The 20,776-nt window shown below is 71.3% G+C and carries 21 protein-coding genes; 12 read left to right on the forward strand and 9 right to left on the reverse strand.

Going from position 1 to position 20,776, the window contains the following annotated elements; all coding sequences use genetic code 11:
- Positions 1–51 precede the first annotated feature (51 nt).
- On the forward strand, positions 52–714 hold the full coding sequence (locus EHO50_RS22525; protein ID WP_128432850.1) for a TetR/AcrR family transcriptional regulator: 663 nt from the start codon (positions 52–54) through the stop codon (positions 712–714).
- Between the two features lie 4 nt (positions 715–718).
- On the opposite strand, the gene EHO50_RS22530 is transcribed toward EHO50_RS22525, so the two are convergent.
- Positions 719–1,591: a MaoC/PaaZ C-terminal domain-containing protein gene (locus tag EHO50_RS22530; RefSeq protein ID WP_128432853.1), complete on the reverse strand. Its 873-nt coding sequence runs from the start codon at positions 1,589–1,591 to the stop codon at positions 719–721.
- Entirely contained in the window at positions 1,591–2,889 is a 1,299-nt protein-coding gene (locus EHO50_RS22535) for a 3-oxoacyl-ACP reductase (RefSeq protein WP_128432856.1), read from the reverse strand. Before EHO50_RS22535 ends, EHO50_RS22530 begins: the two co-directional genes overlap by 1 nt.
- An 87-nt stretch (positions 2,890–2,976) precedes the next feature.
- Between EHO50_RS22535 and EHO50_RS22540 the strand changes: the two genes are divergently transcribed.
- The 4 genes from EHO50_RS22540 to EHO50_RS22555 all read left to right on the forward strand — a co-directional run bounded on the left by EHO50_RS22540 (position 2,977) and on the right by EHO50_RS22555 (position 8,111).
- Positions 2,977–4,263 (forward strand): acetyl-CoA C-acetyltransferase, encoded by a 1,287-nt coding sequence (locus tag EHO50_RS22540; RefSeq protein ID WP_128432859.1) that lies wholly within the window; start codon positions 2,977–2,979, stop codon positions 4,261–4,263.
- A 212-nt stretch (positions 4,264–4,475) separates the two neighbouring features.
- The gene (locus EHO50_RS22545; protein ID WP_128432862.1) at positions 4,476–6,404 is read left to right on the forward strand and encodes an AMP-dependent synthetase/ligase; all 1,929 of its coding nucleotides are present in this window, start codon (positions 4,476–4,478) and stop codon (positions 6,402–6,404) included.
- 113 nt (positions 6,405–6,517) lie between these two features.
- Entirely contained in the window at positions 6,518–7,165 is a 648-nt protein-coding gene (locus tag EHO50_RS22550; protein WP_246101337.1) for an RNA polymerase sigma factor, read from the forward strand.
- Positions 7,158–8,111, forward strand: a complete 954-nt coding sequence (locus EHO50_RS22555; RefSeq protein WP_128432865.1) for a CU044_5270 family protein — start codon at positions 7,158–7,160, stop codon at positions 8,109–8,111. The genes EHO50_RS22550 and EHO50_RS22555 overlap by 8 nt, the downstream gene beginning before the upstream one ends.
- An 8-nt stretch (positions 8,112–8,119) precedes the next feature.
- On the opposite strand, the gene EHO50_RS22560 is transcribed toward EHO50_RS22555, so the two are convergent.
- Together EHO50_RS22560 and EHO50_RS22565 are read right to left on the reverse strand one after the other, a co-directional pair.
- Positions 8,120–8,671, reverse strand: a complete 552-nt coding sequence (locus EHO50_RS22560) for a hypothetical protein (protein WP_128432868.1) — start codon at positions 8,669–8,671, stop codon at positions 8,120–8,122.
- Between the two features lie 159 nt (positions 8,672–8,830).
- Entirely contained in the window at positions 8,831–9,367 is a 537-nt protein-coding gene (locus tag EHO50_RS22565; protein ID WP_128432871.1) for a hypothetical protein, read from the reverse strand.
- 239 nt (positions 9,368–9,606) lie between these two features.
- Between EHO50_RS22565 and EHO50_RS22570 the strand changes: the two genes are divergently transcribed.
- Positions 9,607–10,122: an EF-hand domain-containing protein gene (locus EHO50_RS22570; protein ID WP_246101339.1), complete on the forward strand. Its 516-nt coding sequence runs from the start codon at positions 9,607–9,609 to the stop codon at positions 10,120–10,122.
- Positions 10,123–10,354: 232 nt separating this feature from the next.
- The gene (locus EHO50_RS22575) at positions 10,355–11,491 is read left to right on the forward strand and encodes a sugar ABC transporter substrate-binding protein (protein WP_128432873.1); all 1,137 of its coding nucleotides are present in this window, start codon (positions 10,355–10,357) and stop codon (positions 11,489–11,491) included.
- Between the two features lie 20 nt (positions 11,492–11,511).
- On the opposite strand, the gene EHO50_RS22580 is transcribed toward EHO50_RS22575, so the two are convergent.
- Positions 11,512–12,441, reverse strand: a complete 930-nt coding sequence (locus tag EHO50_RS22580) for a LysR family transcriptional regulator (RefSeq protein WP_128432876.1) — start codon at positions 12,439–12,441, stop codon at positions 11,512–11,514.
- Between the two features lie 186 nt (positions 12,442–12,627).
- Here EHO50_RS22580 and EHO50_RS22585 point away from each other — a divergent pair, with 186 nt between their 5' ends.
- Together EHO50_RS22585 and kstD are read left to right on the forward strand one after the other, a co-directional pair.
- The gene (locus EHO50_RS22585; RefSeq protein ID WP_246101340.1) at positions 12,628–13,266 is read left to right on the forward strand and encodes a DUF6817 domain-containing protein; all 639 of its coding nucleotides are present in this window, start codon (positions 12,628–12,630) and stop codon (positions 13,264–13,266) included.
- On the forward strand, positions 13,238–15,016 hold the full coding sequence (kstD, locus tag EHO50_RS22590; protein ID WP_128432879.1) for a 3-oxosteroid 1-dehydrogenase: 1,779 nt from the start codon (positions 13,238–13,240) through the stop codon (positions 15,014–15,016). The genes EHO50_RS22585 and kstD overlap by 29 nt, the downstream gene beginning before the upstream one ends.
- 89 nt (positions 15,017–15,105) lie before the next feature.
- Here kstD and EHO50_RS22595 read toward each other — a convergent pair whose 3' ends face one another.
- The 3 genes from EHO50_RS22595 to EHO50_RS22605 all read right to left on the reverse strand — a co-directional run bounded on the left by EHO50_RS22595 (position 15,106) and on the right by EHO50_RS22605 (position 16,855).
- A complete protein-coding gene (locus tag EHO50_RS22595; RefSeq protein WP_128432882.1) occupies positions 15,106–15,771 on the reverse strand; it encodes a class I SAM-dependent DNA methyltransferase in 666 nt (221 codons plus the stop codon).
- A 71-nt stretch (positions 15,772–15,842) separates the two neighbouring features.
- On the reverse strand, positions 15,843–16,157 hold the full coding sequence (locus tag EHO50_RS22600; protein ID WP_128432885.1) for an AzlD domain-containing protein: 315 nt from the start codon (positions 16,155–16,157) through the stop codon (positions 15,843–15,845).
- Positions 16,154–16,855: an AzlC family ABC transporter permease gene (locus EHO50_RS22605; RefSeq protein ID WP_342786972.1), complete on the reverse strand. Its 702-nt coding sequence runs from the start codon at positions 16,853–16,855 to the stop codon at positions 16,154–16,156. Before EHO50_RS22605 ends, EHO50_RS22600 begins: the two co-directional genes overlap by 4 nt.
- A gap of 106 nt (positions 16,856–16,961) precedes the next feature.
- Between EHO50_RS22605 and EHO50_RS22610 the strand changes: the two genes are divergently transcribed.
- Positions 16,962–17,510 carry a helix-turn-helix domain-containing protein gene (locus EHO50_RS22610; RefSeq protein WP_128432888.1) on the forward strand — a complete coding sequence of 183 codons (549 nt, stop codon included), beginning with the start codon at positions 16,962–16,964 and terminating at the stop codon, positions 17,508–17,510.
- Positions 17,511–17,606: 96 nt separating this feature from the next.
- Here EHO50_RS22610 and EHO50_RS22615 read toward each other — a convergent pair whose 3' ends face one another.
- Positions 17,607–17,810: a cold-shock protein gene (locus EHO50_RS22615; protein ID WP_003992177.1), complete on the reverse strand. Its 204-nt coding sequence runs from the start codon at positions 17,808–17,810 to the stop codon at positions 17,607–17,609.
- A 310-nt stretch (positions 17,811–18,120) separates the two neighbouring features.
- Here EHO50_RS22615 and EHO50_RS22620 point away from each other — a divergent pair, with 310 nt between their 5' ends.
- Positions 18,121–18,969: a menaquinone biosynthetic enzyme MqnA/MqnD family protein gene (locus tag EHO50_RS22620; RefSeq protein ID WP_128432891.1), complete on the forward strand. Its 849-nt coding sequence runs from the start codon at positions 18,121–18,123 to the stop codon at positions 18,967–18,969.
- A gap of 73 nt (positions 18,970–19,042) precedes the next feature.
- Entirely contained in the window at positions 19,043–20,737 is a 1,695-nt protein-coding gene (locus tag EHO50_RS22625; protein WP_128432894.1) for a serine/threonine-protein kinase, read from the forward strand.
- Positions 20,738–20,776 lie beyond the last annotated feature (39 nt).

Here is a 20,776-nt window from a genome sequence, read left to right on the forward strand (position 1 = left end):
CGTGGTCGCGGGCCGGGTGGGATCTCCCTCCCGGCCCGTAGGCTGATGGGCATGGGTGCCGTGAAGACCAAGCGGATGCCGCGGGCCGTCCGTGAGCAGCAGATGCTGGACGCCGCTGTGCGGACCTTCGGCCAGCGGGGGTACATGGCCGCGTCGATGGACGAGATCGCCGAACTCGCGGGCGTCTCCAAGCCGTTGGTGTACCTGTACCTCAACTCGAAGGAAGACCTGTTCACGGCCTGCATCCGGCGGGAGGCGGCCGCGCTCACCGAGGCCGTCCGCGCGGGCGTCCGGCGCGATGTGCCCGCCGACCGCCAACTCTGGGAAGGGCTCGGCGCGTTCTTCACGCACACCGCGCAGAACCCGGACGGCTGGTCCGTCCTGCACCTCCAGGCCCGCACCCATGGCGAGCCGTTCGCCGCAGAGGTCGCCGCGATGCGCGCGGAGATCGTCGCGTTCGTGACACAGCTGATCCTCGCGGCGGCCCGGGAGGCCCATCGCGACCCCGACCTCCCCGAGAGCGAGGTCGCCGGCCTCGCCGAAGCCCTGGTGGGCGCCGCCGAGTCGCTCGCCGCCTGGGCCAACGCCACACCGGGTGTGACGGCGAGACAGACGGCGGCGACCTTGATGAACTTCGCGTGGGCCGGCCTCGGCAACCTCATGGACGGCCGACGCTGGTCACCGCCGGACGTCTCTCACGAGGCGGGCGGATAGACCCTCACGAGGCGAGCGGACAGACGTCCCCGGCCAGATGGACGCGATCCCCGCCGCCCCGCAGCTCGAACCGCCCGCCCTCCGCCGCGTACGTCACCGTCCCCGGCAGCAGCACCGGCGCCTTGAACTCCGCCTGTACCCGCACCGCCTCCGGTGTGCCGTGCGCGGCGAGGCAGCGGGCCACGGTCCACATGCCGTGCGCGATGGCCCGGGGAAAACCGAACAGGCGGGCGGTGAGCGGGTGGAGGTGGATGGGGTTCCGGTCGCCGGAAGCGGCACCGTAGCGCCGCCCGACGTCGGCGCCGAGCCGCCATTCGGCAACGGCGGGGAGGGGCTTGTGCTCCTCCGGTACGTCCTTCACGGCCGCTGCCGCTCCTGCTGCTGCCGCAGCCGTAGGGCCGTCGGTGCGGTGCCGGGCCAGATATGTGCTCCTGGACTCCCATACGACCCGCTCGCCCGACCGCAGCAAGGTGACCACACCGGCCTCCGTGCCGCGTCGATGGGGCGCCAACTCGTCCACGTACGCGGTGAGTTCGTACTCCCCGGTGGCCGTCAGTACCGTGTGCCGGGTGATCTCGATCGACGTGTGGACGAGGCCGAGCAGCGGCAGCGGAAAGTCCCGGCCGCTCATCAGCCGCATGGCGAGCGGGAAGCCCAGCACATGCGGATACGTCAACGGCAGCGAGTCGTCGCCGGTCGGGAAGCCACACACCCGCTCGTACGCGGCGAGCCGCGTCAGGTCGATGCGCACACCGGACAGTTCGAGCCGGGTGCGCGGGTAGTCGGCGTCCGGGCGGGGCCGCTTGAAGGGGGAGAGGAGTGCGCCGCGCGCGAGGAGGGGGCCAAGTGCCGGAGAGCTGGTGAGCGTGGTCCGCATCAGGCCCCCAGCAGGCTCTGGCCGCACACCCGGACGACCTGGCCGTTGACCGCGCCCGAGGCCGGATGCGCCAGCCACGCCGTCGTCTCGGCGACATCGATCGGCAGCCCGCCTTGCGCGAGGGAGTTCATACGCCGGCCCGCCTCGCGGATGAACAGGGGAATCGCGGCCGTCATCTTCGTCTCGATGAAGCCGGGCGCGACCGCGTTGAGAGTCACCCCGTGCTCGGCGAGCGCGCGCGGCGCGAGGGAGCGGACCAGGCCGACGATGCCCGCCTTGCTCGCCCCGTAGTTGGTCTGCCCGGCGTTCCCCGCCAGCCCCGCGATCGACGCCGTCGCCACGATCCGCCCGCCCTGCCTGAGCGTCCCGCTCTCCAACAACGCGTCCGTCGTGCGCAGCACACTCGCCAGATTGACGTCGAGCACCGAACTCCAGCGCTCGGCGGGCATGTTGACCAGCAGTCGGTCGCGGGTGATCCCGGCGTTGTGGATCAGGACGTCCAGTCCGTCGGGCAGCGCGGCCGCGATGCGCTCGCCCGCGTCGGGGGCGGTGATGTCGAGCGCGAGGGCGATGCCGCCGAGCCGGTCGGCCACGCGCCGCGCGTCCTGTTCGGCCTGCGGTACGTCGAGTACGACGACCCGGGCGCCGTCCCTGGCCAGCGTCTCGGCGACCGCCTCACCGATGCCGCGCGCGCCACCGGTGATGAGGGCGGTGCGGCCGGTGAGGGGGCGGTCGGGGTCGGCGGGCGCCCCGCTCTCGTCGTAGGCACCGACCTCGATCACCTGCCCGCTGACGTACGCCGACTTGGGGGACAGGAGGAAACGCAGGGTCGACTCGGCGGCGCGCGCGTCCGTCAGCCGTACGAGATTCACGGTCCTGCCCCGCCCGATCTCCTTGCCGAGCGAGCGGGTGAGGCCCTCCAGGGCCTGCTGGGCGGCGGCCTGGTGGTGGTCGGTGGGGTCCAGGGGCGCGCCGAGGACCACGACCCGGCCGCTCTCGGCGACCGACCGCACGGCGGGGTGGAGAGCCGCGTGCACCTCGGCGAGCGTCTCGACGTCCCGGACTCCCGTGGCGTCCAGGAGCAGGGCGGCGGGCTTCTCGGAGGAGGCCGTCAGGTCGAGGCCCAGGTCCGTCAGCTGCAGGTCCGACTTGCCGGCCGTGAGGAGCAGCCGGTCGCCCGGCGACCCGGCCCGTTCCGGTGACCAGCGTTTCAGCGGTGCGGGTTGCGGCAACCCTAGGCGGCGGGTGAGGAAGCGGCCGGGCGCGGTGCCGGTGAAGCTCAGATAGCGGTCGGCCATGTCAGTCCAACTCCCAGTGCGCTCCGTACTGACTCCGGAGTAAGGTTACCCGAGGTAAGGCATGGTAGGCGTGAGGAGTGGGTGGAGATGAGTCCCGTGAAACCACCGGCGGTCCGGCGCGTGGCGATCATCGGCGGCACCCGCATCCCGTTCGCCCGCTCCGACGGCCCGTACGCCACCGCCTCCAACCAGGACATGCTCACGGCCGTGGTCGACGGCCTGGTCGAGCGGTACGGGCTCGGCGATCCGGGCGCGGTCGGCGAGCTGGTCGCCGGGGCGGTGCTCAAGCACAGCCGGGACTTCAACCTCGCCCGCGAGACCGTCCTGGGCTCGAAGCTGGACGCGCGCACGCCCGCGTACGACATCCAGCAGGCCTGCGGCACCGGCCTCCAGGCCGTGATCGCCGCCGCCAACAAGATCGCGCTCGGCCAGACCGAGTCGGCGATCGCGGGCGGCGCGGACACGACGAGCGACGCGCCCCTCGGCGTCAACGACGAGCTGCGCCGCATCCTGCTTCAGGCCCGGCGGGCCAAGTCGGTCGGCGGGCGGCTCAAGGCGCTGGCCCGCGTGCGGCCCACCCACCTCGTCCCCGACATCCCCCGCAACGCCGAGCCCCGCACGAACCTCTCCATGGGCGAGCACGCCGCCGTCACCGCCCGGGCCTGGGGCATCCCCCGCGCGGCCCAGGACGACCTGGCGGCGACGAGTCACCAGCGGCTGGCGGCGGCGTACGAGCGCGGGTTCTTCCAGGATCTGGTCGTGCCCTTCCGGGGGCTGGACCGTGACCAGAACCTGCGCCCTGGTTCGACGCCGGAGAAACTGGCCGCGCTGAAGCCGGTGTTCGGTCTCGACCAGCCCGCCCCGACCATGACGGCGGGCAATTCGACGCCGCTCACGGACGGGGCGGCGGTGGTGCTGCTGGCGAGCGAGGAGTGGGCGGCCCGGAGAGGGTTGGAACCGCTCGCGTACCTCACCGCATACGAGACGGCGGCCGTGGACTTCGTGCGCGGCGATGTCGCGGGCGGTGAGGACGGGCTGCTGATGGCACCGGCGTACGCGGTCCCCCGCATGCTGGAGCGGGCCGAACTCACCCTCCCCGACTTCGACTTCGTCGAGATCCACGAGGCCTTCGCCTCGCAGGTGCTGGCCACGCTGGCGGCGTGGGAGAAGCGGGGGCTCGCGCCCGTGGACCGTGCTCGGCTGAACGTGGTGGGCTCGTCCCTGGCGACGGGTCACCCCTTCGCGGCGACCGGCGCGCGAATCGTGGCGACGCTGGCCAAGTTGCTGGCGGAGCAGGGCGGTTCGGGGCGCGGACTGGTCTCCGTCTGCGCGGCCGGCGGACAAGGTGTGACAGCGATCCTCGAGCGAAACTGAATGCCCCTCACATAACCCCCGACGTTGCACATACCCGGCCCGGGACCACCCCCGAACCCGCACAACCCCCACACGCGGGCCCCGTACGATCGCCTGCCTAACCAGCGGTAACCCTTTCCGCAGGCCTCGGCAGGTGAACGTCACGGTGCGCGAGGCACGTACGTCATGCAGCAAGCAGTTTCTTCGCTGCACGCCCGCCGCAGGAGCCGCCCGTGTCCACCCCGCTTCCCTCTTTCGCCCCCTCGGCCGCCTATGACGACGCTCCCGGACCCACCCTGGTGCAGCCCGAGACGCGGCGGCTGGACGGCGTCGTACGGGAGGCGTACGTTCCGCCGTTCGCGCCGCCGGTGACCCATGGGACGCTCGCGGACCTGCCCTTCGACAACGCGGGCGCGGCCCCGGATGCGGTGGTCCTCAGCCGTAAAAGCGAGAACGGGCAGTGGGTGGACGTGACGGCGGCCGAGTTCGCCGAGCAGGTGCAGGCGGTGGCGAAGGGGCTCGTCGCCGAGGGGCTGATGCCCGGGGACCGGATCGCCGTCATGGCCCGCACCCGATACGAGTGGACGCTCCTCGACTTCGGCGCATGGGCGGCCGGCCTCGTCACGGTCCCCGTCTACCCCACCTCCTCCGTCTTCCAGACCCGCTGGATCCTCCAGGACTCGGGTGCGGTGGCCCTGGTCACCGAGACCGCCGGCCAGGCGGCCGCCCTCGGCCCCGAACTGGACCGCGTGCCCGACCTGCAGCACATGTGGGTGATGGAGAAGGGGCACGTGGAACGGCTGGCGGAGCTCGGTGCGCAGCAGCCGGACGGCGAAGTGGGCGTACGGCGCGGAATGCTGGTGCCGGACACGCTGGCGACGCTGGTCTACACGTCGGGCACGACGGGCCGCCCCAAGGGCTGCGCGCTGACGCACGGCAATTTCTTCGCCGAGGTGGACAACGCGATCGAGCTCCTCTACCCGATCTTCAAGGCGAGGACGAGCGAAGAGGCGTCGGTGCTGCTCTTCCTCCCCATGTCGCATGTCTTCGGCCGCATGGTGGCAGTGGCCTGCATCCGGGCCAGGGTCCGCCTCGGCCACGCCCCGAGCCTCAAGGCGGAGGACCTGCTGCCGGACCTGGCGGCCTTCCGCCCCACCTGTCTGCTGACCATCCCCTACATGCTGGAGAAGGTCTTCAACGGCGCCCGCGCCAAGGCCGAGACGGGCGGCCGCGCCTCGTCCTTCGACCGCGCGGCGTCGGTGGCCGAGCGCTACGGTGAGGCGATGGAGGCCCGGCACGCGGGCACGGGTGGCGGCCCGAGCGCGGCGCTCAAGACGGCCCGCGCTTTCTACGATCCCCTGGTCTACCGCCGTATCCGCAACGCCATGGGCGGCCGCGTGAAGTACGCGATCTGCGGTGGCTCACCGCTCGGCCGCCGGCTGGCCGCCTTCTACACCGGCGCGGGCATCGAGATCTACGAGGGCTACGGCCTGACGGAGACGACGGGCGCCTCGACGGTGACCCCGCCCCTGAAGCCCCGCCTGGGCACGGTGGGTTGGCCCCTGCCCGGCACCCGGATCCGTATCGCCGCGGACGGCGAGGTCCTCATCGCCGGCGACCAGGTGCTGCGCGGCTACTGGGACCCGGCGGCGGGCGGCGTGGTCCCGGTGTCGGCGGACGGCTGGCTGGCCACGGGAGACATCGGCGCCCTGGACGACGAGGGCTACCTCACGATCACCGGCCGCAAGAAGGAACTGCTGATCACGGCGGGCGGCAAGAGCGTGGCCCCGGCACCGCTGGAGAACTGGCTCCGCTCGCACCCGCTGATCTCGCAGTGCATCGTCCTGGGTGACCGCCGCCCCTACGTCTCCGCGCTGATCACCCTGGACATGGACGGCGTCACCCACTGGCGCCGGATGCACGGCAAGCACCCCGTCCCGGCCGAACTCCTCGTGAACGACGACGAGTTGAGGGCGATCCTGCAGCGTGCGGTGGACGAGGCCAACAAGCTGGTCTCCCGCCCCGAGTCCATCCGCCGCTTCACGATCCTGCCGACCGACTTCACCGAGATGGACGGCCATCTGACGCCGTCGATGAAGCTGCGGCGGGAGGCGGTCATGCGGGACTTCGCGGCTCAGGTGGAGGAGCTGTACGCCAAGTAGCGTGTGAGGCACGTCACTCTGCGGGGTGGAACTCGGCGGCGGGTGTCAGCGAACAGCAGGAGACCATGACACCCGGTCTTCGAGGGATACGACATGAACCACAGAGGTAGGACGTGACGCTCCTGCCGAGCGCGGGTGCCGCCTTCGCCCTGGCGGCAGGCGCGAGCGGCAGCTCCGACGGCTCGGTCATCGAACGGTCCTGGGAAACGCCCGACGCGTTCGCCGTGATCTTCGACCGCTACGCCGACGACATCCACCGCTACATCGCACGCCGTCTGGGCTCCGACACCGCCGACGACCTGATGGCGGAGACGTTCGTGATCGCGTTTCAGCGCCGTCGGCGCTACGACCTGTCACACGCGCACGCCCGGCCCTGGCTGTACGGCATAGCCACCAACCTGATCGGCCGTCACCGCAGGGACGAGGCCCGTCGGCTGCGGGCACTGTCGCGGATGGCGGCCCTGCCTCCGGGCCGCGAAGACAGCGGTCCCGAGGACGCGGTCACCGAGAGGCTCGGCGCCGGGGGGACGGACGGCACCCTGGCCGGCGCTCTCGCCGAACTGCCCGCCCGGTACCGGGACGTGCTGTTGGTCATCGCCTGGGGAGAGCTCGACTACGAGGAAGCCGCGCAGGCCTTGGGCGTACCCGTCGGCACGGTGCGCTCCCGCCTGCACAGAGCCCGCACCAGGCTGCGGCGGGCACTCGGCAGACCGGCTCGCACCACCTCGACCGCATCTCGGAAGGAGACCGACCATGGATGAACTGACGAGGGTGCGTGAATGGGGCACCGACAGCAACGGCCCCTCCGACCAGGCCCGCGCCGCCGCCCGGACCCGCCTCCAAGCCGCCATGGACGAGGAGTCCCGCAGCGTCGCCTCCCGCGGCCGTGAACTGAGCCGACGCCTCATGTTCCGTGCCACCCTCGCCGGCATGACCGCGGCGGCGGTGGGCGTCACCGTCGTCGTGGCACGCGGCGACGAGGACGAGGGCGAGAGCACGCCCCGGCTGAGCACGGTCAGCGCGACGGAGGTGCTGCTGAGGGCCGCTGACAGGTCCCGCACCCAGGGCAGCGATCTGCCCCCGCCGCGCAATGACCAGTACTTCTACACCAAGACCTACATCTCGCGGACGCCGGTGAAGGGTGGCAGGACCAGAACCTGGACCGACGAGAGCTGGATGTCGGTGGACGGTTCCAAGCCCTCCCTGCGAGAGGAGTACGGAAAGGTCCACAACGATCCTCCGCTCGGCGAGCACGAGGTGAGATCGCCTCCCACCGTCTACTCCGAGCTCCAGAAGATGCCGACGGACCCGGACAAGCTTCTGGAGCGGCTGAGGTTCGGCCAGAAAGGCTCCCCCGAGGCCGACATGCATGCCTTCTTCGAGGGCTGCATGCTGATCATGGGGCCGCGTGTGATGCCCCCCGGCCTGCAGGCCGCCGCCTTCGAAGCAATGTCGAAGCTTCCGCGGATCCGCCTGGACTACGACGACGTGGACGTCGCCGGCCGCAGCGCCGTCGGAGTCTCGTATCCCGAGGTGGACTGGACCTTCCTCTTCGACCGCCGGACGTACGACTACCTGGGCCTGCGCACCAAGGGGAGCGTTCCGAAGAAGGTGGGCAAGGACGAGTGGGTGCAGACCGGCTGGTACTGGGAGACCAGGACTCTGCAGGACATCCAGGTGGTCGACCGCATCGGACAGCACGCCTGAGCCATGGCTCAGGCGGAACCGTTCGCGGTCTTCAGCGCCCGCTCCAGCAACCGGTCGGCCAGGTTGGTGAAGGCCGTGCTCAGGGACTTGTCCTTGGTCCGCTGGGCATAGGACTGGAAGACCAGGGCGGCTGTGGCCTGGACGGCCGGGGAGACGCGCTGGGGGTCGGCGAGGAGCTGCGGCTGGAGCTGCACGGGCACGGGCCACTTCTTCGGCCAGGGCATCTTCGGCGGCTCGGGGCAGATGTCGTCCCCGACCTCCCGCAGGACCTCGGCGGGTTTGCGGCCGGCCAGGCTGGCGGCGATCGTCGCCTCCGCCACCGAGACGGACATGTCGCGGACGGCCGACAGCAGGCCGTGACCGGGCGGCAGCGGCTGCGGGTTGAGGCGTGCCCCGTCGCCGCCGACCGCCGAACGGAAGCCGATGCCGAGGCCGCCGCCGTTGTCGTGGATGGGGTGGGGCGGCACGTCCGGGTCGATGAGCTCCCACAACCGGGGGTCGTAATGGGCCAGCATCTCCATGACCTCGACGGTCAGCGCCGCACGGGAGGCGGTTGCCATGGTGGCTCCCTTCTCTGGATCTCGGGTCTCCCGGGACTCGGGTGACAGCGTGAGACCGTAGGGCGACCTGGCACGGCTGTTCGGGCATTGGCCCTTTCGAGGGCGCGGCCGTCGGAGAGCGCGGCCGTCGGAAGCGCGGCCGCGCCCGGTGACATCGCGCTAGGGCAGGATCTCCAGCCGAACGGCGCTTTCGGTGCCCCGCAGGCCGGAGGTCAGGCAGTCCGTGGGCAGTTGCCGGGGCAGCGCGGTCACGGTCCGGCGTACGGCGTGGCCTTCGCCGCGTCCCTCCACCACCCGGCCGGACTGCAGGACGACCAGTGCGCCCACGACGCGGACGGTGGTGGCGCCGTCGATGACGACCAGCGACCGGCCGCCGTCGGCATAGCGGACGGTCTCGGTGCCGTGCGCACCGGACAGCGAGACGCAGGACGCCGACGGCGCGACGGCATGGAAGGAGCCGGTGGCCGCCATGGCGTGGCCGGAGGCGGTGGTGCAGGTGTAGCTCACGTCCGCGTGGTTGTGGGTCTTACGGGGCTGGAGGGTCAGCGGCGGCTCGTAGCGGCTGGCGGCGTTGCCCGCACAGGCGACGGACTCGTACCCGCCCGTACCGGCCTGACTGGCCGGCGCCCCCGACAGCGACGAGACAAGGAGCACCAGGGACCCCAGCGTGACCGCCCTGCCGTGCCTGCTCAACACATGCCCTCCCGCAAGTCGTGAAGCACTACCGGTGCTCAACTGCCCGGGGGAATCGCCTGCTTCGGGCGCCCGGAAGCGCGCAGACGGCGCCCACCCGCCACATTTGCGCCGCCACGCGCGCGTCTGCTCCAGGTGGGGCGCGTGGGGCGCAGTGGGTCGCTTGGAGCCCGGCACAAGGCGGGTAGGAAGCGCCGGACGTCCTCGTCGAGGCGCATGAACCCGAGCAGGAGGAGATCCGAGTGAGCCGTACGACCGCCGACGCCGCGACGACCGCGCGCGTGCGGGTGTTCGCCATGATGGACGCCGACGGGGACCGGGTCGTCACGCGGCACGACTACCTCTCCCGGATCGACCGGACCGTCGCGGCCACCGGGCGCACGGAGGACGATCCGCTCGTCGTCGCCGCCCGCACGGAGGGCGTCAAGGCATGGAGTGAGATGGACGCCGACGGCGACGGGCAGCTGACCTTCGACGAGTACAACGCGTGGGTGGGCGCCGACAAGTTCGACAACATCTGCCGGTTCGCGCTGGGCGCGCTCTTCGACCTCGCCGACGCGGATGGCGACGGCGCCCTGGACAAAGCGCAGTTCACGACGTTGCGCACCGCACTGAACAATCCCCCCGGCAACGCCGCCGCCGCATTCGACGCGCTGGACGCCGACGGCGACGGCCGGGTCGGCCGCGACGCGTACCTGGCGTCGATCCGCGCGTACATCGTGGGCGACGGCTCACCGATGGGCGAGGTCCTGTACTGAGGCGTGTCCGAGGGCTGATCCTGGTCCAAATCCCTGCCCTGACCTGGGGCGTTGCCGAGCGGGACGTCGGGGAGACCGCAGTGGTGGAACCTTCACTCAAGGGCCAGGCGTTGTGATCATGGAAAACGGTTGCCGTCTCGTTACGACAACTGCTTGACGTGACATGCCGCGGCCGCGTTGGCTACCGCCATCCGGGTAGTAACGCCGCTCATCGGCTCGGAAGGCACCACTAGTGAACGCTCGTACCCCCCACACCTCGGTCGTACGCCGGATCGGCATAGCCGTCGCCGCGTCCGCCTCGGCGCTCTCGCTCACCGCGTGCGGTGTCATCGACGGGATCGGGGGTGGTGACAGCTCCGCGTCTCCGGAGAAGGGCGACGACATCACGGTGGGACTCCTCCTGCCGGACAAGGACACGGCCCGCTTCGAGAAGTTCGACTACCCCCTCATCAAGAAGGAAGTCGGCGACCTCACCGACGGCAAGGGCAAAGTCGACTACGCCAACGCCGAGGCGAGCCCGGACAAGCAGAGCCAGCAGTTCCAGCAGATGATCGACGACCAGGTGGACGTGATCCTGGTGGACGCGCTGGACTCCAAGGCCATCGCGTCGGACGTGCAGAAGGCCAAGGACGCGGGCATTCCCGTGATCGCCTACGACCGGCTCGCCGAAGGGCCGATCGACGCGTACGTCTCGCACGACAACGAGCTCGTCGGCGAGGTGCAGGGCCGCTCGCTCACCCAGGAACTCGGCTCGAAGGCGGCGTCCAGCAAGGTCGTCATGATGAACGGCGACCCCGCCGACCCGAACACGGCGCGGTTCAAGAAGGGCGCCCTCGACGAGCTCCAGGGCCAGGTGGACATCGTCAAGCAGTACAACACCGACAAGTGGTCGCCCGAGATCGCCAAGGCGAACATGGAGAAGGCGATCAAGTCCGTCGGGCTGTCCGACATCGCCGCCGTCTACTCGGCGAACGACGGCATGGCCGGCGCCGTCATCGACGCGCTGAAGGAGGCGGGCGCCGCCAAGATTCCGCCGGTGACCGGGCAGGACGCCAATCTGGACGCGGTGCAGCGGATCGTCGCCGGCGAGCAGTTCATGACCGTGTACAAGCCGTTCCTGACGGAGGCGACCAACGCCGCGAAGATGGCCGTGTACAAGGTCCAGGGCCGCGACATCGAGTTCGACGCGCTGACCCAGGACTCCGTCGACAGCCCGACCCAGAAGAACATCCCGGCACAGCTGGTGTCGGTGATCGCCCTCACGAAGGACAACATCGAGGAGACGGTGATCCGGGACGGCGTCTACACCGTCAAGCAGATCTGCACCCCTGAGTACGCGGCGGACTGCGCGGCGATCGGCCTGAAGTAACCGGCGGCCGACCCGGTCCGTCAGCCCGGCGCGCCCCGGCGGTAGCCCTCCACCAGGTCCGCGAACGCCCGGGCCGGCGGACTGAGCGCATCCCAGCGGCGCACGGCCCAGCCGACGGGCAGGGGCCGCAGGGCAGGGAGGGGGACCAGACGCAGATCGCGGTTGCGGTTACGGTCGCTGTCGCCGTCGCCGCCACCAGGGACGGGCCGCCCGGGCAGCGCGGGGACCACCGCCCGCCCGACCCCCAGCTCGGCCAGCAGCAGTGCCGTGTCCCAGTCGGCGACGCTCGTGTCGTGCGCGAGCCGGACGCCCAACTCCGCGCAGGCGGCGTCCAGATGAGCGGCCGAGGCGGAGTTCGGCGGCAGCCGGATCAGCCGTACGTCACAAAGGTCGGCGTCGACATCGACGTACGGCCGCTCGGCGAGCGGATCGTCGGCCCGTACCGCCAGCATCCACGGCAGCTCCACCACCGGCCGCTGCTCGATGCCGCGCACCGGCGGGCCCAGGGTGATCCAGGCCAGGTCGAGCGTGCCGTCGGCCAGCGCGTCGAAGCTGCCCCGGCCCGAACTCAGCGTGCGGAACTCCAGGTTGACCTTGGGGTGCCGCCGCCGGTACGCGACGACCGCCTCCGACATGAAGTGCCGCACGGTCGTCGCCCCCGTCGCCACGCGCACGTATCCGCTCTCCCCGTCGACGAGATCCCGTAGCTGTCGTACCGCCAGATCCAGCCCGGATATTCCTTCCGCGGCGGCCGCCTCCAGTACCCGCCCCGCCTGTGTCGGTACGACCCCCCGAGGCTGCCGCTCCAGCAGCGCGACCCCGGTCTCCCGCTCCAGCCGCTTCACATGCTGACTCACCGCCGACTGGGTACACCCCAGCTCCCGGGCCACCGAACTGAGACTCCCGGCCCGGCACACGGCCACGAACACACGCAGATCATCGAGGGTCATGACCTCCAAGTTAATGCTTGGGTGAAGCGACAAATCCCAAGGATTGACTGGACTTTGCCCGATGTACGACGATCCTGAGCGGGCCCGGGCGGCAACCCGCTCCACGCCCTCGCCGGAGTCCGGACCGGTGCGGGGGAGGGAGCGGGTGCCGACCCAAGACGACCGCAAGCGCCGAAAGGACGGCACGTGTCGACTCCCACCGCTCGAGCCGAGTCCCTGCTGGAGGCTCTCGGGGCCGAGACCGTCCCGCACCCGGGCGGCACTCTCCTCGCCCACCTGCGCCGGGTGCGCTCCCGCCTCGCCCTCTGGAACGCCCGCCCGGCGCTTCAACTCGCCGGTCTCTGCCATGCGTTCTACGGCACCGACGGCTTCCCGACAGGCCTGCTGCCCCTCGACCGCCGTAGCGAGCTGGAGGGGATCATCGGCGCGGAGGCGGAGTCGATCGTGTACTTCTACGGCGCCTGCGACCGCAAGGCCACGTATCCGACCCTCGCGGAGCACGACTCCGACTTCCGCGACCGCTTCACGGGCCGCTCCCACCCACCGGACACCCGCCTGCGTCGCGACTTCGCCGAGCTCACCGCCGCCAACGAACTCGACCTCACCGACCACGATCCGGCCTTCCGCGACCGACACGGGGCCGACCTGCTCGCCCTGTTCCACCGCTTCCGGCCGTTGTTGAGCCAGGCGGCCTGGAGGGACTGCCTGACGCTTGACTTCACAGGGCAGTCGCGCCACATTCGCATTTCTGACACATCGTCAGGGTTGGCGGACGGGCCAGGCGGGAGCGGCGATCATGACCACCGACGCAATCACGACCACTGACGGGAACCCCTCGCGAAGACACGTACTCGCCGCGGGCACGGCCGCAGCTCTCGGCGTCGTGGGAGCAGCCCAACAGAACGCCCACGCCGCCGACTTACCCCTCCTCGGCACGTACGACGTCGTCGTCATCGGCTCCGGTGCCGCCGGCATGACCGCCGCGCTGACCGCCGCCAAGCAGGGCCTGAGCTGTGTGGTGCTGGAGAAGGCGCCCACCTTCGGCGGGTCCGCCGCCCGGTCCGGGGCCGGTATCTGGATTCCCAACAACTCGGTGATCCTGGCGGCCGGCGTCCCGGACACACCCGCGAAGGCCGCCGCCTACCTCGCCGCCGTGGTCGGCCCGGACGTGCCCGTCGAGCGGCAGCAGGCCTTCCTCGCCCACGGTCCGGCGATGCTCTCCTTCGTCATGGCCAACAGCCCTCTGCGCTTCCGCTGGATGGAGGGGTACAGCGACTACTACCCCGAGCTGCCCGGCGGCCTCCCGGGCGGCCGCTCCATCGAGCCCGACCAGCTCGACGGCAACCTGCTGGGTGCCGAACTGGCCCGTCTCAACCCGCCGTACATGGATGTGCCCGCCGGCATGGTCGTCTTCAGCGCGGACTACAAGTGGCTGGCCCTGGCCGCGGTGAACGCCAAGGGGGCCGCCGTGGCGACGCAGTGCCTGGCGCGCGGTACGGCGGCGGCCCTGCGGGGCGAGAAGCCGCTGACCATGGGGCAGTCGCTGGCGGCCGGACTGCGCCTCGGGCTGCGGTCGGCCGGAGTGCCGGTGTGGCTCGACACGCCGCTGACCGACCTGTACGTGGAGAGCGGTGCCGTAGCCGGCGCGGTCGTCACCCGGGACGGCGGCCCCGCCCTGGTCCGCGCCCGCCGAGGAGTGATCGTCGGCTCCGGCGGCTTCGAGCACAACGCGGCGATGCGCGAGCGCTACCAGCGCCGGCCCATCGGCACGGACTGGACAGTGGGCGCGAAGGAGAACACCGGCGACGGTATCGAGGCGGGCGCACGGCTCGGCGCCGCCCTCGGCCTCATGGACGACGCCTGGTGGGGTCCGGCGATCCCGTTGCCCGGCCAGCCGTACTTCTGCCTGGCCGAACGCACCCTCCCCGGCGGCCTGCTGGTCAACGCCGCCGGCGCCCGCTTCGTCAACGAGGCCGCCCCTTACAGCGACGTCGTCCACACGATGTACGACGTGCACGACACCAGCCCGGCCATCCCGTCCTGGCTGATCGTCGACCAGCACTACCGCAACCGCTACCTCTTCAAGGACGTCCTGCCGGCCCTGCCCTTCCCCGCCAGCTGGTACGACTCCGGCGCCGCGCACAAGGCCTGGACCCTGGACGCGCTCGCCACCTCGATCGGCGTCCCGGCGGCGGCCCTGCGCACCACGGTGGACCGCTTCAACGCCCAGGCGCTGCGCGGCGAGGACCCCGACTTCCACCGGGGCGACAGCGCCTACGACCACTACTACACGGACCCGTCCGTCCTCCCCGACTCCTGCCTGGCCCCGCTCTGGCTCCCTCCCTACTACGCCTTCCGGATCGTCCCGGGCGACCTCGGCACGAAGGGCGGCCTCCTCACCGATGCGCGGGCGCGGGTACTGCGGGAGGACGGCTCGGTGATCCCCGGCCTGTACGCCGCCGGCAACGCCAGCGCCGCGGTCATGGGCCACAGCTACGCGGGGGCGGGCTCGACGATCGGCCCGGCGATGACGTTCGCCTATATCGCGGCCAAGGACATCGCCGGGGCCCCTTAGAAGGGCGGTTCGGCAACGCCCCAAGGGGCGCGGGGAACTGCGCAACCAGCCACGACGGCGCCGCAGACAACGGACGGCACCGCCCGGCACTACCCAGCGGAGCGCCGGCGCTCGGACTTCCGGGCGATCAGGAACGCCTGAGGGGAGGTCTCGTCGAGCGCCGGGTCCGGTTCGCGGACCGTGCGGGACACGAGGGCGAAGCCGGCCGTCGTCAGCAGGTCGGCGATGTGTTCCGGGCGGCGGCGCTGGAAGGTGAGCGCGACCGGGTGACCGAAGGGCCGGTCGTGGTGCCGGTGTTCGTCGCCGGCCTGGAAGGCGACGAGCAGGGGCGCGCCGGGCGCCAGAACGCGGTGGAACTCGGCGAAGAGGGAGGGGAGTTGATCCACAGGAGTGTGGATGGAGGAGTAGAAGGACAGCGCACCGGCCAGCGCGCCGTCCGGGACGTCCAGCTCCAGCATCGAACCCTGCTCGAACCGCAGCCCCGGATTCTCGCGCCGGGCGATGGCGAGCATCGACTCCGACAGGTCCAGCCCGAACACGTTCAGCCCCAGTGCGGCGAGGCGGGCGGTCGTCCGGCCGGGACCACACCCCAGGTCGGCCACCGGGCCGTCCCCCTCGACGAGTTCGGCGAACACGCCCAGCAAGGCCCGCTCCAGGGGCCTGTGCGCGAGCTCCTCCCGGAAGAGGTCCGCGTAGTCCTCGGCGATGGCGTCGTAGAAGGTGCGGGTGGTGGTCAGGAAGTCGGCTTCGGTCATGGCCGGGGACCCTAGCGAAGCAGGTGGCTACTCGCCTTCGTTTTCCTGCGCGTCCGTTGTCCATGAGCCCTTCATGCCACCCCCATCGCCCGCAGTACCGCGGTAGCCCCCGCCGCCGCCAGCACCACCACCGGGAACGGCGCTCGCCGCCACGCCAGTACGCCGCCCACCAGCACTCCGGCCGGCCGGGCCCACCCCGCGAAGCCGCCGTCCTCGGTCAGTGCGCCCGTGGCCAGCAGGGCCACCAGCAGGACGATCGCGCCCGCCGACAGCAACTCCTGCACCCGCGGCGAGAGCTCGACGCGCCCGTGGAGCAGCGGCCCGGCCAGCCGGAAGGCATACGTCCCGACCGCCAGCGTCAGGATCATGGCCACCGTCGCGCTCATGCCGTACGCCTCCCGTCGCCGCGCCCGTACACGGCGAGCCCCGCCAGCGCCAGCAGCACCGGCACCCCCGCCGGGACGGCCGGTGTCACCGCCAGTGCCAGCCCCGCACCGAGCAGCGCGGACCGCCGGACGGCCGGACCCTCGCGCAGGGCGGGCAGCACCAGGGCGGCGAGGACGGCGGGGAAGGCCGCGTCCAGACCGTAGGCGCCGGTGTCGCCCAGCGCGCCGCCGGCCAGCCCTCCGGCCAGGACGCCGAGGTTCCACACGGCGAACAGGCCGAGCCCGGAGATCCAGAAGGCCGCCCGCCGCCGTGCCGGATCCGGCTGGGCGAGGGCGAAGGCCACCGTCTCGTCGGTCACCAGGTGCGCGCCGAGGAAGCGGGCGAGGCGGCCCTGGCCGATGACGTCCGCCACCGCCAGGCTGAAGGCCGCCGTACGCGTGTTGAGCAGCAGCCCGGTGGCCGCCGCCGCGAACGGTCCACCCCCGGCCAGCAGCACACCCACCGCGCTGAACTGCGCCGATCCCGCGTACACCACCAGCGACATCAGCACCGGCACCCACACCGGCAGCCCACCGGCCACCGAGATCGCGCCGAAGGAGACGCCGACGACACCGCTCGCCAGCCAGACGAGTGCACTGTCGCGCACCAGAGCTGCGATCAGGGGTGTCCTCAGGGGCGCCATCAGGGGTGCCATCATGGGTGTTCGGAGTAGCGAACGCATGTTTTCCAGAATGAACACGCGACGGCCGTTCGTCAAGGCGAACGAACGTACTCGCAGAGCGAACGACGGGAAGTGAAACCGTATGAGCGAGCCCCTCACCTGGATCGCCGCCTCGCTGCGGCGCGAGCGCACCCGGGCCGGGCTGTCACTGTCCGAGCTGGCCAAACGGGCGGGGATCGCGAAGTCCACGCTGTCCCAGCTGGAGGCGGGCAGCGGGAACCCCAGCGTGGAGACGCTGTGGGCGCTCGGGGTGGCGCTGGGGGTGCCGTTCAGCGCGCTGGTGGAACCGCCGACTCCGGCGGTGCAGGTGATCCGGGCGGGCGAGGGGCCCACGGTCGCGTCCGAACGGGCGGACTACGTGGCCACGCTGCTCTCCGCCAGTCCGCCCGGCGCCCGGCGGGACATCTACCATCTGCGCGCGGAACCGGGCCCGGCCCGCGAGTCGGAGCCGCACATTCCAGGGTCCGTGGAGCATCTGGTCGTCAGCACGGGGCGGGTGAAGGCGGGGCCTCGGGGCGAAGAGGTCGATCTGGGGCCCGGCGACTACATGTCGTATCGCGGAGATGTGCCGCACTCGTACGAGGCGCTGGCGCCGGGGACGACGTTCGTGCTGGTCATGCAGCACGTGTAGGGCGCCGGGCGAGGGAAAGGCAGGAGCCCCTGCGCCGGCTGGCGAGGGGCTCCTTGGGTACTGCTCTCAGACGTCTTCAGAGGGGCATCCCTCGGATCAGACGGGGGTGACGTTCTCCGCCTGCGGACCCTTCGGGCCCTGGGTCACGTCGAAGGAGACCTGCTGGTTCTCCTCCAGCGAACGGAAGCCGCTCGCGTTGATCGCGGAGTAGTGAACGAAGACGTCGGGGCCGCCGCCTTCCTGGGCGATGAAGCCAAAGCCCTTTTCGGCGTTGAACCACTTCACGGTTCCGGTAGCCATAAGCCCTCCTTGGGCCCAAAGGGTTGCCCTGCTCCAGAACCCTGCAAGTGTGAAAACAAGATGCCGCACAACTGCATACGTCTGAAAACGACGAGAGCCCGCGGTTACATGCTCCGCAGGCTCTGTACTGCAAGGGAAACCAAACTGCAACTTGCGGCGAGCCTAGCACGCGGGCAGCCGAAAGCAATAGAGGTCAAGATCACGTCACTCGGACGTTTGAAGGTCGCGTGTCGGGGTTGACGGGGCGGGTGAGCCACCTGGGCGCGACCCTGAAGCCTGCACGGTACCTCATAGGGTCTAGCCTCGCGATGTGGACAATTCTCGCACCCGGCCACGCGTAGGCCACATCCAGTTCCTCAACTGCCTGCCCCTGTACTGGGGGCTCGCGAGAACGGGCACGCTCCTCGACTTCGAGCTGACCAAGGACACCCCGGAGAAACTCAGCGAGCAGCTGGTGCGGGGAGACCTCGACATCGGGCCGATCACCCTCGTCGAGTTCCTGCGCAACGCCGACGACCTGGTTGCCTTCCCCGACATCGCGGTCGGCTGCGACGGCCCGGTGATGTCCTGCGTGATCGTCTCCCAGGTCCCGCTGGACGAGCTGGACGGAGCCCGGGTCGCCCTCGGCTCCACCTCACGCACGTCGGTCCGCCTGGCCCAGCTCCTGCTCGCCGAGCGCTATGGCGTACGGCCCGACTACTACACCTGCCCGCCCGACCTCAGCCTGATGATGCAGGAGGCGGAGGCGGCCGTACTCATCGGGGACGCGGCGCTGCGGGCCAACCTCCTCGACGGCCCGCGCTACGGCCTGGAGGTGCACGACCTCGGCGCGCTCTGGAAGGAGTGGACGGGACTGCCCTTCGTCTTCGCGGTCTGGGCGGCCCGCCGGGACTACCTGGAGCGCGAGCCGGTCATCACCCGCAAGGTCCACGAGGCCTTCCTGGCCTCCCGCAACCTCTCCCTGGAGGAGGTCGGCAAGGTCGCCGAGCAGGCGGCCCGCTGGGAGGCCTTCGACGAGCGGATCCTGGAGCAGTACTTCACGACCCTCGACTTCCGTTTCGGTGGCCCGCAGCTGGCGGCGGTCGCGGAGTTCGCGCGGCGGGTGGGGCCGACGACGGGATTTCCGGCGGATGTGAAGGTGGATCTGCTGCAGCCGTAAAGGGTGGGGCCCGCCGGTTCCGCACTAACCTGCTGGGGAGTTCGGGGAGTTCTACGGGGGAGGGGTGGACGCCATGCAGCCGCTCGGAGTCGACGAGCCGACCGTCGTCGGGCCGTACCGGCTGCTCGGCCGGCTCGGCTCCGGCGGGATGGGGCGGGTGTATCTGGGCCGCAGCCCCGGCGGTCGTACGGTCGCTGTGAAGATCGTGCATCCGCACTTCGCCCTCGACGAGGAGTTCCGGGCGCGCTTCCGCCGGGAGGTGGAGGCGGCCCGCCGGGTGGGCGGTGCCTGGACGGCGCCCGTGCTGGACGCGGATCCTGAGGCCGCGGTGCCGTGGGTGGCCACGGCGTATGCGGCGGGCCCCTCGCTCACCGCCGCGGTGACGGACTCGGGTGGTCCGATGCCGGCGCACACCGTACGGGCGCTGGGGGCCGGGCTGGCCGAGGCGCTGGTGGCGGTGCACGAGCTGGGGCTGGTGCACCGGGACGTGAAGCCGTCGAACGTGCTGCTGACGCTGGACGGCCCCCTGCTGATCGACTTCGGCATCGCACGGGCCACGGACGGCACGGCGTCCCTGACCTCGACCGGCGTGTCCGTCGGCTCGCCCGGCTACATGTCGCCCGAGCAGATCCTGGGCAAGGGGGTCACGGGGGCCGCGGACGTGTTCTCGCTGGGTGCGGTGCTGGCGTACGCGGCGACCGGGGAGCCGCCGTTTCGCGGGGACTCGTCGGCGGCGCTGCTGTACAAGGTGGTGCACGAGGAGCCCGAACTCGACTCGCTGGACGGTGAGTTGCGGGAACTGGTGGAGGCCTGTCTGGCCAAGGAGCCGGGTGCGCGGCCCACGCCCGGTGAGGTGGCGCGGCGACTGGCTCCGGACGGGGCGGCTCGGCTGGTTTCGGGCGGGTGGCTGCCGGGGGCGCTGGTCGAGCAGGTCAGTCGTAGTGCCGTGCAGTTGCTGAATCTGGAGACGGGAGCGGACGTCCTGTCGGGGCCGGTCGGATTCGGCGGGCAGGCGGCAGGCGGGGTGTTCGGGCCGCCGCCGGTGATGCCGGGGGCCGGGTCGGGGGCGGCATCCGTGCCGGTGTTGCCCGCGGTTCCGGCGGACGCGCCCGTCATCGTCCCCGAACCGCGCGACGCCCGGCCTTCCCATGACACCGGCCCGGCATCCGACCACCCTCCCGGCAAGCTCTCCCTCTCCGTCGCGGCGGCCTCGACGCCGGGGGAGGGAGGTCGCGGGCGGAGGCTGAGCTGCACCGTGGCGCTCGCGGTGGCGGGGGCGTTGGCGGCGGTGACGGTGGGATCGGTGTTCGTGTTCGAGCTGTTGCCGGGAGGGGAGCAGGACCAGGACACCAGCGCGGGTTCCGGCGCCGTCTCGTCGCAGCCGCCGGGCGCGGACGCCGACAGCCCGGTCGGGGGTTCCGTGCCCGTCCGCTACCTCGGCACCTGGGAGGGCCGGGCCGCCGCCCTGGACGGTGCGGTGCCGGGGGGCACGTATCGGCTCACGGTGCACAAGGCCGACGTGGGCGGGGAGTTGGGCACACTCCGGCAGACGGACGTGCTCGGCTTCGTCTGCAACGACGTGCTGACCCTGAAGAAGGTGACGGCGAAAGAGCTCGTCGTGACGTCCGTGGGCGACAAGACCAACCACGGAGGCTGCGTCCCGACCCCGCACACCGTCCGGATCACGCCGACGGGCGACGATCTGGTGTACCGCTCGGAGAGCGATGCGGAGGGGCGTCCCGAGGCGCGGCTGTCGAAGGTCAAGTAGCCGCGGGGGACCCTCTACTGTGTCTGCTCAGGCGAGCTT

Source organism: Streptomyces cyaneus (assembly GCF_004028635.1).
Classification (GTDB): domain Bacteria; phylum Actinomycetota; class Actinomycetes; order Streptomycetales; family Streptomycetaceae; genus Streptomyces; species Streptomyces cyaneus.